Origin of the sequence: Sphingomonas sp. 66-10 (genome assembly GCF_001897045.1) — a bacterium.
Classification (GTDB): Bacteria; Pseudomonadota; Alphaproteobacteria; order Sphingomonadales; family Sphingomonadaceae; genus Sphingomonas; species Sphingomonas lycopersici.
In genome coordinates, this window is the sequence record NZ_MKRR01000141.1 from 46,246 (window position 1) to 59,406 (window position 13,161).

Sequence of the window (13,161 nt, forward strand, 5' to 3'; positions counted from 1 at the left end):
CACGGTCGATGCGGGCGAGATCCACGCGATCATGGGGCCGAACGGCGCGGGCAAGTCGACCTTGGGCTATGTCCTCGGCGGGCGGCCCGGTTACGAGGTGACCGAGGGGAGCGTGACCTTCGACGGGCAGGATCTGCTCGCGCTGGAGCCGCACGAGCGCGCCGCGGCGGGGCTGTTCCTCGGCTTCCAATATCCGGTCGAGATCCCCGGCGTGTCGAACGTCCAGTTCCTGCGCGAAAGCCTCAATGCGCAGCGCAGTGCGCGCGGCGAGAAGCCGCTGACCGGCGCCGAATTCCTCAAGCTCGCGCGGGGCGAGGCCGATGCGCTGGCGCTGCCGCAGGACATGCTCAAGCGCCCGGTCAACGTCGGCTTCTCGGGCGGCGAGAAGAAGCGCAACGAGATGGTCCAGATGGGGATCATCGACCCCAAGTTCGCGATCCTCGACGAGACCGATTCGGGGCTCGACATCGATGCGCTGCGCGTCGTCGGCGAGGGCATCAACCGCATCATGCGCAAGGCCGACAAGGCGGTGCTGCTGATCACCCATTACCAGCGGCTGCTCGATTATGTGAGGCCGGACGTGGTGCACGTGCTGGCCGACGGCCGCATCACCCGCAGCGGCGGGCCGGAGCTGGCGCTCCAGCTCGAACGCGAAGGCTATGCGGAGGCGGCGGCGTGATCCTTGCGCTGGCAGCGGCGGTCGCGCTTCAGGCGGCGGCCACGCCGACCGACGATATCGTCGTCATCGGGCAGCGGCTGGCCAGGCTCTCCGCATCGGTGACGCGCGATGCCGCGGGGCGCTATCATTGCGCGCTCGACGGCAGCAGCGGCAACGGCAAGCTCGACGCTGCGCTGTGCCGCGTTGCGACCGATTGCGTGCGCAAGGGCGCGACCGAGCAGGGCGCGGTGTCGGCGTGCGTCGATCGGCGCAAGCCCAGATTGCTCGCCGATCTGCGCGCCGAGCTGGCGAAGGTGCGGCAATGACGGCGGTGCTCGATCTTCCCTCGACCCGCGAGGAGGCGTGGCGGTGGGCCGATCTCGGCGGGCTCGCCGCGGCGGCGGCGCTGGCGCCGATCGCGCGGCCCGAGGCGGATTTCCTCGACCTGCCCGGCGCGCGGCTGGTGTTCGTCGACGGGGTGCTCGATGCCGAGCGCAGCATGCTGCGCCGCGTGACGCTGCAGGCGCTGGAGGCGGGCGATCACCCGCTCGGGCGCCGCGCCGCGGGGCAGGGCTGGTCGCTGCGGCTCGATGCCGAGGCGGCGGCCGATCCGGTGCAGATCATCCATATCGCCACGTCCGGCGAGAGCCATTTGCCGTCCGAGATCGTGCTGGGCGACGATGCGGTGGCGGAGGTGGTCGAAACCTTCGTCGGCGCGGGCTGGGCCAATCGCTTCACCCGCGTCTCGCTCGGCACCGGCGCGCGGCTGATGCGCTCGGTGCGATTGCTCCAGCCGGCGGGGTTCGTCTCGCTGCGCGAGGAAGCGACGATCGGCGCGGCGGCGAGCCTCGTCACGATCTTCCTCGGCGCGGGCGGGCAGGGCAGCCGGATCGACGCGACGCTGACGCTCGCGGGCGACGGCGCGTTCGTCGATTACGGCGGTGCGCTGCTGACTCGCGACGAGCAGCGCCAGGAATGCGCGGTCGCCGTCCACCACGCCGAGCCCAACGGCACCAGCCGTCAGGTGTGGCGCGCAGTCGCCGCCGATCGCTCGCAGGCCAGTCTCGCGGCGCGCGCCGAGGTGGCGCGCCACGCGCAGAAGACCGACGGCGAGCAGAGTCTGCGCGGGCTGCTGCTCGATCGCACCGCGACGGTCAATCTCAAGCCCGAGCTGGAGATTTTCGCCGACGACGTAAAATGCGCGCACGGCGCGACCGTCGGCGAGCTCGATGCGCGCGCGCTTTTCTATCTCGAAAGCCGCGGCATCCCGCCGGCGCGCGCCGAGGCGCTGCTGACCCACGCCTTCGTCGCCGACGCGATCGGGCGGATCGGGCATGAGACGGTGCGCGACGCGTTCGAGGCGGATGCCGATGCGTGGCTGGAGGCGGCGCTGTGACCGTCACCGCCGCCGAACAGGCGCTCGACATGCTCGCCGATTTCCCCGCGATCCCCGCGGGTTGGGCGTATCTCGACACCGCCGCGACCGCGCAGAAGCCGCGCGCGGTGATCGATGCGATCGCGCGGGCCTATGGCACCGATTACGCCACGGTGCATCGCGGGGTCTATGAGCGTTCGGCCAATATGACGCTCGCTTATGAGGCGGCGCGGCGGCGGGTGGCAGGGTTCATCGGCGCGCAGGAGAATGACTGCGTCTTCGTCCGCGGCGCGACCGAGGCGATCAACCTCGTCGCGCATAGCTGGGCGGGGACTCAGCTCAAGGCCGGCGACCGCATCCTGCTGAGCCAGCTCGAACATCATTCCAATATCGTCCCCTGGCAACTCGTCGCCGAGCGCGTCGGCGCGCATATCGACGTGGTGCCGCTGACCCCCGACCAGCGGATCGATCTCGATGCGATGGCGGCGATGCTGCGCCCCGAGCACAAGCTCGTCGCGCTGGCGCATGTCTCGAACGTGCTCGGTTCGGTGCTCGATGTGCGCCGCGCGGCGGATCTCGCGCATTCGGTCGGCGCCAAGCTGCTCGTCGACGGGTGCCAGGCGGTGCCGCGCATGGCGGTCGACGTCGCCGCGCTCGATTGCGATTTCTACGTCTTTTCGGGGCACAAGCTCTACGGCCCGACCGGGATCGGGGTGTTGTGGGGGCGCGCCGGACTGCTCGAGGCGATGCCGCCCTATCAGGGCGGCGGATCGATGATCGATCGCGTCACCTTCGCCAAAACGACCTACGCCCCGCCGCCGACGCGGTTCGAGGCGGGGACGCCGCATATCGTCGGCGTCGTCGGGCTCCACGCGGCGATCGATTATGTCGAAAACATCGGCCTCGATCGCATCCACGCGCATGAAACCGCGTTGGTCGCCGATGCGCGCGAGCGGCTCGGGCGGATCAATTCGGTGCGGCTGTTCGGCCCGGCGGACGCGGCGGGAATCGTCTCTTTCGCGGTCGACGGGGTGCATCCGCACGATGTCGGCACCATATTGGACGAGGCCGGGGTGGCGATCCGCGCCGGTCATCATTGTGCGCAGCCGCTGATGGAGGCGCTGGGCGTCGAGGCGACCGCAAGGGCGAGTTTCGGCGTGTACAACCGGGCGGCGGATATCGACGCTTTGGTCAAGGGTATCGAGCGAGTGACGAGGATTTTCGGATGAACGACCCGATCCGCATCGAGGAAGTGGACGCGGTGCCCGCGCCGCCGCGCGCGCGGGTGGAGGATGCGCCGGATACGCCGGCCGAGACCTTCGCGCGCAAACGCGATTATCTCGCGGGCTTCCTCGCGCAGCAGCCGACCGGCATCGCCGCGGGCGAGCCCGGCGGCGCGCTCTACGAGGCGGTGATCGAGGCGCTCAAGGAAATCTACGACCCGGAAATCCCGGTCAACATCTACGATCTCGGGCTGATCTACGGCGTCGAGGTGAGCGATGCCGGGCATTGCGCGGTGACGATGACGCTCACCACGCCGCATTGCCCGGTCGCCGAATCGATGCCGGGCGAGGTCGAGCTGCGCGTCGGCGCGGTGCCGGGGATCGCGATCGTCGATGTGAACCTCGTGTGGGATCCGCCGTGGGACCCGGCCAAGATGTCGGACGAGGCGCGGCTCGAACTGGGGATGCTGTGAGATGACCGAGGTCAAGACCCGCGCGCGCCCCGCCGCGCTGATCCTCACGCCGACCGCCGAGGCGCGCATCGCCGCGCTGGTGGCCAAGGCGCCCGAGGGCGCGATCGGGGTCAAGCTCTCCACCCCGCGACGCGGCTGCTCCGGGCTCGCTTATTCGGTCGATTACGTCACCGAGGCCAAGCCGTTCGACGAGAAGATCGAGACCCCGGGCGGGACGCTCTATGTCGACGGCGGGTCGATCCTTTATCTGATCGGCTCGACGATGGACTGGGTGGAGGACGATTTCACCGCCGGCTTCGTGTTCAACAACCCCAATGCCAAGGGCGCGTGCGGCTGCGGGGAAAGCTTCACCGTCTGATCGATAGGCGCGTCAATTTACCCTTCACTCGCGCGACATTATCCGTCACCCCAGCGAAAATATCCGTCACCCCAGCGAAAGCTGGGGTCTCCTGCGTCAGGCGCCGTGCTTGAGGCGCGAGATCCCAGCTTTCGCTGGGATGACGATGCTGGGAGTGTAACCGTCGCATGATCGAAACCGTCGCCACCACCCCCTATTCCGATCAGAAACCGGGCACCTCCGGGCTGCGCAAGAAAGTGCGGCTGTTCCAGCAGCCGCATTATGCGGAGAATTTCATCCAGTCGGTGTTCGACGTGGTCGAGGGCAAGGCCGGCGCGACGCTGGTGATCGGTGGCGACGGGCGTTTCCTCAATCGCGAAGTGATCGGCAAGGCGATCCGCATGGCCGCGGCCAACGGCTTCGCGCGCGTCGTGGTAGGGCAAGGGGGCATCCTCTCGACCCCGGCGGCGTCGAACCTGATCCGCCGGCTCGGCGCGATCGGCGGACTGATCCTGTCGGCGAGCCACAATCCGGGCGGCCCCGACGAGGATTTCGGGATCAAATATAATATCGCCAACGGCGGCCCCGCGCCCGAGGCGATCACCGACGCGATCTTCCGCCGCACCACGACGCTCGACAATTATCGCATCGCCGCCGCGCCCGATGTCGATATCGACACGCTCGGCACCAGTGAGGTCGCGGGGATGACGGTCGAGGTGATCGATCCGGTCGCCGACTATGCCGATCTGATGGAGCGGCTGTTCGATTTCCCCGCGATCCGCGCCGCCGGCCTCTCGATGGCGTTCGACGCGATGAGCGCGGTGACCGGCCCCTATGCGGTCGAGATATTCGAACGCCGGCTCGGCTTCGCGCCGGGCACGGTGCGCAACGCGGTGCCGCTGGAGGATTTCGGCGGGCATCACCCCGATCCCAATCTCGTCCATGCCCGCGCGCTCTATGACGCGATGATGGCCCCCTACGCCCCCGATTTCGGTGCCGCCTCGGACGGCGACGGCGATCGCAATCTGATCATCGGGCGCGGGATCTTCATCACCCCGTCGGACAGTCTGGCGATGCTCGCCGCCAATGCGCAGCTCGCGCCGGGCTATGCCGTCGGATTGAGGGGCATCGCGCGCTCGATGCCGACCAGCGCCGCGGCGGATCGCGTCGCCGCCGCGCTCGGCATCCCCGCGTTCGAGACCCCGACCGGGTGGAAATTCTTCGGCAATTTGCTCGACGCCGGGATGGCGACGATCTGCGGCGAGGAAAGCGCCGGCACCGGATCGGATCACGTCCGCGAGAAGGACGGGCTATGGGCGGTGCTGCTGTGGCTCAACATCCTCGCCGCGACCGGCCGCTCGGTGGCGGAGATCGCGCGCGAGCATTGGGCGCGCTTCGGCCGCAATTATTATGCGCGGCACGATTATGAGGGCGTCGACAGCGCCGCCGCCGATGCGCTGATGCGCGATCTGCGCGCCGCGCTCGATACGCTGCCGGGCCGCGGCTTCGGCGCGCTGACCGTCGTCGAGGCCGACGATTTCGCCTATCGCGATCCGACCGACGCCTCGGTCAGCGCGCATCAGGGCGTGCGGGTGCTGTTCGAGGGTGGCAGCCGCGTCGTCTTCCGCCTGTCGGGCACCGGCACCAGCGGGGCGACGCTGCGCGTCTATCTCGAACGCTACGAGCCCCCGGTGGGCGATCTGGCGGCGGAGACCGGGGCGATGCTCGCCGATCTGGTCGCCGCGGCGGACGCGATCGCGGGGATCACGCGGCACACCGGGCGGACGGCACCGGACGTTATCACCTGACCTTCCTTCTCCCCTCCCTTCACCAGGGAGGGGAGCAGTTCAGCGTTGCAATTCGGCTGCGCCCTCCGATGCAGTCGATATCCCCCCCAGCATCACCGTTTCGATCACCTCGCACACCCCGTCGATCGTCATCCGCGCCGGGCGGAACCATTCGGTCACCCCGTTCATCGAATCGAGCAGGAACGAGACGAACATCGTCCCGTCGATCGACGCGGCGAATTCGCCCGCCGCCACCCCGCGATCGAACGCGGCGAACCAGATCTTGGCATAGGCCAGCCGGCTGTTGCGCGGGCTGCGCTTCATCACCGGGGGCAGATATTCGTAGATCCGCAAATAAGTATTCGCATCGCCCTCGGGATCGAGGAAGCAGGCGACGTGCGCGCGGATCATCGCGCGCAATTGCTCGGTCACCGATGCCGTCTCGCCGAGCGCGTCGACCGCCGCGGTCACCGCTTTGGTCAGCCGTTCGATCCCGGCCTTGAGCACCTCGTCGAGCAATTCCTCCTTGGAGGAGAAATGATAATAGACGCTGCCCGCCTGCAATCCGCTCAGCGCGGCGACGTCGCGCAGCGAGCAATCGGCATAGCCCTTTTCAGCGAAGCGCCCCGCCGCCGCCGCGAGGATCGTCGCGCGGGTGACATCGCGTTTCTTCAGCCGCTTCGGCGCGGTGTCGGACACTTTTCCTCCCTTCGGGTCCCGGCCGGTGCCGTTGACGTCGCACGACATAAAAGTCCAACGGTCGTTAGAAAATTCGCCGAAGCGAGTCGAGCGGCAGAGGAGCGGGCAGAGATGGATTATTCGCTGAGCGCCGACCAGCAGGCGATCATCGCCGCGGCGGAGAAGATCTGCGAAAAGTTCGGTCTCGATTACTGGCTCGACCGCGATCTGCACGGCGGTTTCCCCGAGGATTATTTCCAGGAGGTGGCGCGCGGCGGCTGGCTCGGCATCGCGATGCCGGAGGAATATGGCGGCGCGGGGCTCGGCATCACCGAGGCGGCCTTGTTCCTGCGCACCATCGCCGCCGGGGGCGGGGCGCTGGCGGCGGCTTCCGCGATCCATATGAACATCTTCGGGCTGCACCCGGTGGTGCTGTTCGGCACCGAGGAGCAGAAACGGCGGATGCTGCCGCCCTTCACCCGTGGCGAGACCAAGGCGTGTTTCGCGGTCACCGAGCCCGATACCGGGCTCAACACCACTCAGCTCAAGGTGAAGGCCGAGCGCAGGGGCGATATCTATTACATCTCGGGGAAGAAGGTGTTCATCTCCACTGCGCAGGTGGCGGATCATATGCTGATCCTCGCGCGCACCACCCCGATCGACCAGGTGACGAAGCGCAGCGACGGGCTGAGCCTGTTCTACACCCGGCTCGATCGCGATTTCGTCGACGTGCGCGAGATCGAAAAGATGGGGCGCAAGGCGGTCGACACCAACGAATTGTTCATCGACAACCTCCCCGTGCCCGCCGCCGACCGCATCGGGGAGGAAGGCAAGGGGCTCGATTACATCTTCCACGGGATGAACGCCGAACGCTGCCTGATCGCGGCGGAAGCCGTCGGGATCGGGCAGGGCGCGCTGCGGCTCGCGACGCAATATGCCAAGGATCGCGTCGTCTTCGATCGCCCGATCGGGATGAACCAGGGCGTCCAGCACCCGCTGGCGCAAAGCTGGGCCGAGCTCGAGGCGGCGAACCATATGGTGATGGCCGCCGCCAGCCTGCTCGACAAAGGGCTGCCGTGCGGGCCGGAGGCGAACGCCGCCAAATTGCTCGCCTCACAGGCAGGGATGAAGGCGTGCCAGACCGCGATCCTCACCCACGGCGGCTATGGCTATGCCAAGGAATATCACGTCGAGCGCTTTCTGCGCGAAATCTGGGTGCCCTATATCGCGCCGGTCAGCCCGCAACTGATCCTCAGCAATATCGCCGAGCGCAAGCTGGGGCTGCCCAAATCTTATTGAGTAACCCTTCCCGTCGTTCCCGCAAAGGCGGGAATGACGGAAGAGGCTTCTTCAGCTGTACCGGGCCATCAGCGCCATCGCCTGCGCGCGCGCTTGATCGGCGAGGCCGGCGGCCTGCTCCGGCCGGAGATAGACGAACACGCCGAGACCGATCGCCAGCAGACAGATTAGCGCCAGCACGACCGGCCAGCGCGATCGGCGCGGTTCGGGGGCATAGCGTGCGTCCGCCTCGGGATCGTCGGCGAGCACCACCGTCGGGACCGGCGGGCTGGCGGCGAAGTGGAGCTCGCTCGGCGCTTCCCCCGGGAAATCCCCGTCGCCGCCGGGATCGGCGCGCCCGACATGCCCGGTCAGCAGATGTTTTTCCGCCGCGATCGCCGCCTTCTCGCGCGCGATATGCTCGGCCACCGCCTGATCCTGGGCGGTTTCATACCCCTCGCTGCCGAGCGTCGCCGCCGCGAGGCTTTCCATCTCGGCATCGAGATCGAGCAGGCTGTCGAGCGCCGCCATCGCGCCGCGCCGGTCGGCGCCGTGGAGCGCAAGTTGCAGGCGCAGCAGCGTGACCTGGCTCGCGCGGGCGAGCTGCAGCCCGATATGAAGCTGTTGCGCGCGCTCGCCCTCTTCGAGCTTGAGCAATTGCCGCGCCAGCGGCCCCATTGCGGCCTGATCGTTCACCGCTTGTGTCCCTTGCGTCATCGTAGGAGACAATAGATTGGAAGCACGGGCGAAAGAGAACCGCGATTGGCCCGGCCGTGAGAAGATCGCGCCGGGCCGCGCGGCGCGAAGCGAAAAGGGAATGAAGATGAAGCTGGCGTGGCGGACGTTGCCCAAAGCAGCATTTTGGCTCGCGGGCGCGCTCGCACTATCCGGCGCGGCGGTCGCGGCGCCCGATGCGCCGGCGCTCGCCGGGCATTATTATCTCGAAGGTGTGATGGAGACCGGATCGGAGCTGTTGTTGCTGCCCGATCATCGTTTCCAATGGTATCTGTCCTATGGCGCGATGGATGTCGATGCGACGGGGCGCTGGAGCGCCGATGGCGACAAGCTGACGCTGACCGCCGAATCCGGCGGCGACGAGCGCCCGGCGTTCGACAAGCTCGAACTCGAAGTGGCGCCCGACGGCAGCCTGCATCGCCCCGGCGATACCAAGGGCGCCTATCGCCGCCACGACGACCCGCGCTGAGGCGGCCAGTCGCATCGGGTCGGCCCCGCCCGTGACGCGCCGAGCCGGGCGACGAACAATTCGCCCGATTTGCCGGCGCCCGCATCGCGCGAGAAGACGAAGCTGCGCCCGTCGCGCGCGATCAGCGGGCCGATCTCGGTGCCATTGGCGTTGACCGTCGGCCCGAACCGCCCGGCGCGGCGCCACCCCGCCGGCGTGTGCTCGATGCGGAACAACCCCTTGTCGGTGGCGAGAACGCCCCATTTGCCGTCCGGCGCGGGCGCGAACTCATATTCGGCGTCGGCGGTGTTGATCGCGGGGCCGGCATTCTCGACCGTCCAGCGCCCGTCGGCCGCCTGGCGCGCGCGCCAGATGTCGTCCTTGCCCAGCCCGCCGGGCCGCCGCGACCCGAAATAGAGCCATCCGTCGGGGGCGACGCGCGGAAACCATTCGGCATCATCCGAATTGACCGGCGCGGGCAGCTTTTCCGGGGCCTCCCACCCGCCGTCGCGGGCGCGGCTGACGCGCCAGATATCCAGCCCCTTGCTCCCGGCGCTGCCGGTCGCGCGGCTGGAAATGAACCACAGGGTGCGGCCGTCGCGGGTGAACCACGGATCCGCCTCGAGCCCGGGGGCGGCGGTCGGCGCCGGCGTGGCGGCGGTCCATCGGTTGCGTACGCAGCGCGACATGTACAGCCGCCAGCCGGAAAAGCCGGCGTCGCTGCGCACGAACCAGAGATCGCCTGTTAGCGGGTCGATCGCCGGATGCGATTCCCACATCGCGCTGGAAATGCCGGGAAGATCGAGCTGGCGTACCTCGGGCGCGGCGGGTGCGGTCGCTGCCGCCGCAAGCATCATCACCGCGGATCTCATCATCGCATGAACCCCATCATTCGATCGGGAGCGAAGCATAATCCCGCCCGCACCGATAGAAACGCATGATGTCGATCCCCGAACCGGTCGCGTGCGATGCCAGTCGTCGAGAAGTCGGCGCCGCGGCGCTGATCGCGTTCGGGGCGTGCTTCCCCTGGCCCGTCGGCCTCAGCTTTACCGGGAGACGCTCCATGCCCGCGATCACCTGCTTCATCCGTTACGAGATCGATCCCGCGCGTCGCGATGCCTTTCGCCGCTACGCCGAAAACTGGGCGACGATCATCCCGCGCGCCGGGGGCAAGTTGATCGGCTATTTCCTCCCCCACGAAGGCACCAACGACATCGGCTGGGGGCTGATCGCGTTCGATAGCCTTGCGGCCTATGAGGCATATCGCGCACGCCTGCGCGACGACCCTGAAGCGAGGGCGAATTTCGCCTTCGCCCAGTCCGAAAAGATCATCCGGCGCGAGGAACGCACCTTCGTCGAAAACGTCCAGGCGACGATGTTGCACGGCGGCTGAGCGAAACGACATTTTCCCGTCTGGCAATCTCGCAAAGCCTCGCTTATAGGCGCGCTCAGTCGATCCATTGGCCTTCCAAGCGCCAATCGGCACGCGGGTGTGGCGGAATTGGTAGACGCAGCGGACTCAAAATCCGCCGTTGGCAACAACTTGTCGGTTCGAGTCCGACCACCCGTACCAAACTCATGACATGACCGGCCAGGCGCGCGCGATTGCGCGTTGACATGCGCGGATCGAATTGCAGAATATATGTTCTGGAATTCGAAACCCGGGAGCGTCGATGGCCCGCCCGATCGCTTATGACCGCGCACGCGTGATCGAGCTCGCCGCGCTGCAATTCTGGGAGGACGGGGTCGGCGATTGCAACGTCGACGATCTGACCAGGCGCGCCGGGGTCAACCGGCACAGCCTCTACGCCGCGTTCGGCGGCAAGGCGGGGCTCTATCTCGACGCGCTCGATTTCTACGTCGCGACGATCGCCGCGCCTTATCTGGCGATCCTCGAGGGCGGGGACGATCTGGACGATCTGGCGCATTTCTTCGCGACGGTGGCGCGCGACGGCTTCGACGCGCGCGGCTGCCTGGTCACCAACAGCGTGGTCGAGCTCGGCCGGTCAGACGCCAAGGTCGCGGCCATCGTCGATCGTTATTACGCGCGCTATGTCGCCGCCTTCGCCGGGCTCGTCGCGCGCGCGCAGGTGGGCGGATCGATCCGCGCCGATCTCGATCCCGATGCGGTCGCGGGCTGGCTGCTCGTCACGACGCAGGGGGTGAGCGTCGCCGCGCGGCTCGGCGCGCCCGGCCCCGACGTCGCCGAGATCGTGCGGCAGGCGCTCGCCCCGCAGCACGGCTGATTTCCACCGGAGAAAGAGCGATGCCCGATTGTACCAGCCTCACCCTCGACCGGCATCTCGCGCCCGCGGGCGCCTCGGCCGAGAGCTTCGCGCGTTTGTGGGCGGGGCTGTGGACCCAGCGGCGCATCCCGCCCGATCTGCTCGAATTGTGCCGGCTGACCTTCGCGCGACTACATGACGATGCGGGCGAGATGGCGGCGGCCAATCCGGCGGTGGCGCTCGCCGCGGGGCAGCGCGACGCGGTGCTCGCCGGGCAGGCGCCGGCCGACCCGGCTTATGCCGCGGCATTGCTCTTCGCCGAATATTATTGGCTCGACGCGCAATCGATCACCGACGAGGCGGCGGATGCGGTCAAGGCGCATTATGGCGAGCCGGGGCTGGTGCTGCTGATCGAGGCGCTCGGGCTGATCGACGGCCGTATCCGCACGGCGCGCTGCCTGCGCGATCTCTCCGCCCACACCAGCGCCAAGGAGGCGGCGCATGTCTGACACCCCCCGCGTCGGCACCCCCGGCACCCAGACCGGCAATACGATCCGCGACAGCGCCTTGGGGCTGGTCCCCGAAACCGTGTCGGAGATCATCGCGCTCAACGGCCATGTGTGGAACGACACGATCGTTCCTCCCGCGCTGCTCGAAATCATCCGGCTGCGCAATGCGCGCACGGTCAATTGCGTGTTCTGCAAATCGGTGCGCTACGACGTCGCGCGCGCCGACGGGCTGACCGAGGAACGCGCGGATATGATCGCGCCGGGCTATCAGGACAGCGCGCTTTCCGAGCGCGAGAAGAGCGCGATCGCGCTCGCCGACTGCTATCTCGGCTTTCCCGCCGGAATCGCGCCGGATCTCGCGCCGCGGATCGCCGCCGCCTTCACCCGCGAGGAGATCGCCGCCGCGCTGGTCGCGCTGATGACCTTCAATTTCACCTCGCGCACCGCGGTGAGCATCGGCGGGATGCCCGAAGAACCCTTGCCGATCATCGAGCTGTCGGTAAGCGTAACGACCGACTGACAATCGATCGGAGAGGAAGCCATGTCGGGGCGGTTTGCGGGCAAGCATGTTTTCGTCGCGGGCGCGTCGAGCGGGATCAACCTCGAGATCGCGCACGGCTTCGCGCGTGAAGGCGCTAAAATCACCGTGCTCAGCCGCAGCGAGGAGAAGATCGCCGCCGCCGCGCAGGGCCTGAGGGACGCGGGAGCGACTGCGCTCGGCATCGCCTGCGACGTGCGCGATTATCCGGGGCTGGAGGCAGCTTATGCTGATGCGGTCGCGGCGCACGGCGCGATCGACGTGCTGGTCTCGGGCGCGGCGGGCAATTTCCTCGCGCCGGCGGTCAAGCTCAGCGCCAATGCGTTCAAGACGGTAGTCGACATCGATCTGCTCGGCACGTTCAACGTGTTCCGCGCGAGCTGGGACCACCTCGTCAAGCCGGGTGCGTCGCTGATCGCGATCACCGCGGGGCAGGCGGTCCACCCGATGAGCTTCCAGATCCACGCCTGCGCCGCCAAGGCCGGGGTCAATATGGTGACCAAATGCCTCGCGCTCGAATGGGGGCCGGCGGGGGGGCGGGTCAATGCGATCTCGCCCGGGCCGATCGGCGATACCGAGGGGATGCGCCGTCTAGCCGATCCCGATCGCGAGAAGCAGATCAAGGGCCGGCTCGCGCTGCGCGATTACGGTGCCAAGCGCGATATCGCCGACGCCGCGCTGTTCCTCTCCAGCCCGGAGGCTAAATATATCACCGGGACGATCCTCAATGTCGACGGCGGGTCGGATCTGGGGGATGCGAGCGCGAATGCTTTGGGATAGAGGCTAGATACCGCTCCGTTCGCCCTGAGCTTATCGAAGAGCTGCACTTCTTCCAGGAAGAAAGGGCAGGGCTTCGACAAGCTCAGCCCGAACGGGGAGAGCGAGGGGCTGTTTCAA

17 protein-coding genes and 1 tRNA gene are annotated in these 13,161 nt (G+C 67.8%); 15 read left to right on the forward strand and 3 right to left on the reverse strand.

Annotated elements, in window-relative coordinates; genetic code table 11:
• From sufC to BGN95_RS20745, 7 genes are all read left to right on the forward strand, one after another.
• A partial coding sequence (sufC, locus tag BGN95_RS20715) for a Fe-S cluster assembly ATPase SufC (protein ID WP_286773867.1) occupies nt 1-679 on the forward strand: 679 nt, incomplete at its 5' end.
• Nucleotides 676-984, forward strand: coding sequence for a hypothetical protein (locus BGN95_RS20720; protein ID WP_286773868.1), 309 nt, complete (start codon nt 676-678; stop codon nt 982-984). The genes sufC and BGN95_RS20720, both read left to right, overlap by 4 nt.
• Nucleotides 981-2,054, forward strand: a complete 1,074-nt coding sequence (locus tag BGN95_RS20725; RefSeq protein WP_286773869.1) for a SufD family Fe-S cluster assembly protein — start codon at nt 981-983, stop codon at nt 2,052-2,054. Before BGN95_RS20720 ends, BGN95_RS20725 begins: the two co-directional genes overlap by 4 nt.
• Before the next feature lie 29 nt (nt 2,055-2,083).
• A complete protein-coding gene (locus BGN95_RS20730) occupies nt 2,084-3,262 on the forward strand; it encodes a cysteine desulfurase (RefSeq protein WP_286773894.1) in 1,179 nt (392 codons plus the stop codon).
• Entirely contained in the window at nt 3,259-3,729 is a 471-nt protein-coding gene (locus BGN95_RS20735) for an SUF system Fe-S cluster assembly protein (protein WP_179513434.1), read from the forward strand. Before BGN95_RS20730 ends, BGN95_RS20735 begins: the two co-directional genes overlap by 4 nt.
• 1 nt (nt 3,730) lies before the next feature.
• Nucleotides 3,731-4,087: a HesB/IscA family protein gene (locus BGN95_RS20740; RefSeq protein WP_286773870.1), complete on the forward strand. Its 357-nt coding sequence runs from the start codon at nt 3,731-3,733 to the stop codon at nt 4,085-4,087.
• Between the two features lie 167 nt (nt 4,088-4,254).
• Entirely contained in the window at nt 4,255-5,874 is a 1,620-nt protein-coding gene (locus tag BGN95_RS20745; protein WP_286773871.1) for an alpha-D-glucose phosphate-specific phosphoglucomutase, read from the forward strand.
• Between the two features lie 39 nt (nt 5,875-5,913).
• Here BGN95_RS20745 and BGN95_RS20750 read toward each other — a convergent pair whose 3' ends face one another.
• Nucleotides 5,914-6,552, reverse strand: a complete 639-nt coding sequence (locus BGN95_RS20750; protein WP_286773872.1) for a TetR/AcrR family transcriptional regulator — start codon at nt 6,550-6,552, stop codon at nt 5,914-5,916.
• Between the two features lie 111 nt (nt 6,553-6,663).
• On the opposite strand from BGN95_RS20750, the gene BGN95_RS20755 reads away from it, so the two are divergent.
• Nucleotides 6,664-7,830 (forward strand): acyl-CoA dehydrogenase family protein, encoded by a 1,167-nt coding sequence (locus BGN95_RS20755; protein WP_265313900.1) that lies wholly within the window; start codon nt 6,664-6,666, stop codon nt 7,828-7,830.
• A 51-nt stretch (nt 7,831-7,881) separates the two neighbouring features.
• Here the strand turns inward: BGN95_RS20755 and BGN95_RS20760 are convergent, their stop codons facing one another.
• Nucleotides 7,882-8,505, reverse strand: coding sequence for a hypothetical protein (locus BGN95_RS20760; protein WP_179513439.1), 624 nt, complete (start codon nt 8,503-8,505; stop codon nt 7,882-7,884).
• 121 nt (nt 8,506-8,626) lie between these two features.
• Here BGN95_RS20760 and BGN95_RS20765 point away from each other — a divergent pair, with 121 nt between their 5' ends.
• Nucleotides 8,627-9,013, forward strand: a complete 387-nt coding sequence (locus BGN95_RS20765) for a hypothetical protein (RefSeq protein ID WP_286773873.1) — start codon at nt 8,627-8,629, stop codon at nt 9,011-9,013.
• Here BGN95_RS20765 and BGN95_RS20770 read toward each other — a convergent pair.
• On the reverse strand, nt 8,986-9,867 hold the full coding sequence (locus BGN95_RS20770; RefSeq protein WP_286773874.1) for a TolB family protein: 882 nt from the start codon (nt 9,865-9,867) through the stop codon (nt 8,986-8,988). The two genes, BGN95_RS20765 and BGN95_RS20770, sit on opposite strands and share 28 nt — an antisense overlap.
• 188 nt (nt 9,868-10,055) lie before the next feature.
• On the opposite strand from BGN95_RS20770, the gene BGN95_RS20775 reads away from it, so the two are divergent.
• From BGN95_RS20775 to BGN95_RS20800, 6 genes are all read left to right on the forward strand, one after another.
• Entirely contained in the window at nt 10,056-10,385 is a 330-nt protein-coding gene (locus BGN95_RS20775) for an NIPSNAP family protein (protein ID WP_179513442.1), read from the forward strand.
• A gap of 93 nt (nt 10,386-10,478) precedes the next feature.
• Nucleotides 10,479-10,565 (forward strand) — tRNA-Leu (locus BGN95_RS20780).
• A gap of 100 nt (nt 10,566-10,665) precedes the next feature.
• Nucleotides 10,666-11,238: a TetR/AcrR family transcriptional regulator gene (locus tag BGN95_RS20785; protein WP_286773875.1), complete on the forward strand. Its 573-nt coding sequence runs from the start codon at nt 10,666-10,668 to the stop codon at nt 11,236-11,238.
• A 20-nt stretch (nt 11,239-11,258) separates the two neighbouring features.
• Complete coding sequence (locus BGN95_RS20790; protein ID WP_286773876.1) at nt 11,259-11,726, forward strand: hypothetical protein; 468 nt, start codon at nt 11,259-11,261, stop codon at nt 11,724-11,726.
• Entirely contained in the window at nt 11,719-12,246 is a 528-nt protein-coding gene (locus tag BGN95_RS20795) for a carboxymuconolactone decarboxylase family protein (RefSeq protein WP_286773877.1), read from the forward strand. Before BGN95_RS20790 ends, BGN95_RS20795 begins: the two co-directional genes overlap by 8 nt.
• 21 nt (nt 12,247-12,267) lie before the next feature.
• A complete protein-coding gene (locus tag BGN95_RS20800) occupies nt 12,268-13,044 on the forward strand; it encodes an SDR family oxidoreductase (RefSeq protein ID WP_286773878.1) in 777 nt (258 codons plus the stop codon).
• The last annotated feature ends 117 nt before the right edge of the window (nt 13,045-13,161 follow it).

Coding starts and splice junctions, on each gene's coding strand:
- BGN95_RS20725 (WP_286773869.1), top strand. CDS start 981: ATGACGGCGGTGCTCGATCTTCCCTCGACCCGCGAGGAGGCGTGGCGG.
- BGN95_RS20730 (WP_286773894.1), top strand. CDS start 2,084: ATGCTCGCCGATTTCCCCGCGATCCCCGCGGGTTGGGCGTATCTCGAC.
- BGN95_RS20735 (WP_179513434.1), top strand. CDS start 3,259: ATGAACGACCCGATCCGCATCGAGGAAGTGGACGCGGTGCCCGCGCCG.
- BGN95_RS20740 (WP_286773870.1), top strand. CDS start 3,731: ATGACCGAGGTCAAGACCCGCGCGCGCCCCGCCGCGCTGATCCTCACG.
- BGN95_RS20745 (WP_286773871.1), top strand. CDS start 4,255: ATGATCGAAACCGTCGCCACCACCCCCTATTCCGATCAGAAACCGGGC.
- BGN95_RS20755 (WP_265313900.1), top strand. CDS start 6,664: ATGGATTATTCGCTGAGCGCCGACCAGCAGGCGATCATCGCCGCGGCG.
- BGN95_RS20765 (WP_286773873.1), top strand. CDS start 8,627: ATGAAGATGAAGCTGGCGTGGCGGACGTTGCCCAAAGCAGCATTTTGG.
- BGN95_RS20770 (WP_286773874.1), bottom strand. CDS start 9,867: ATGATGAGATCCGCGGTGATGATGCTTGCGGCGGCAGCGACCGCACCC.
- BGN95_RS20775 (WP_179513442.1), top strand. CDS start 10,056: ATGCCCGCGATCACCTGCTTCATCCGTTACGAGATCGATCCCGCGCGT.
- BGN95_RS20785 (WP_286773875.1), top strand. CDS start 10,666: ATGGCCCGCCCGATCGCTTATGACCGCGCACGCGTGATCGAGCTCGCC.
- BGN95_RS20790 (WP_286773876.1), top strand. CDS start 11,259: ATGCCCGATTGTACCAGCCTCACCCTCGACCGGCATCTCGCGCCCGCG.
- BGN95_RS20795 (WP_286773877.1), top strand. CDS start 11,719: ATGTCTGACACCCCCCGCGTCGGCACCCCCGGCACCCAGACCGGCAAT.
- BGN95_RS20800 (WP_286773878.1), top strand. CDS start 12,268: ATGTCGGGGCGGTTTGCGGGCAAGCATGTTTTCGTCGCGGGCGCGTCG.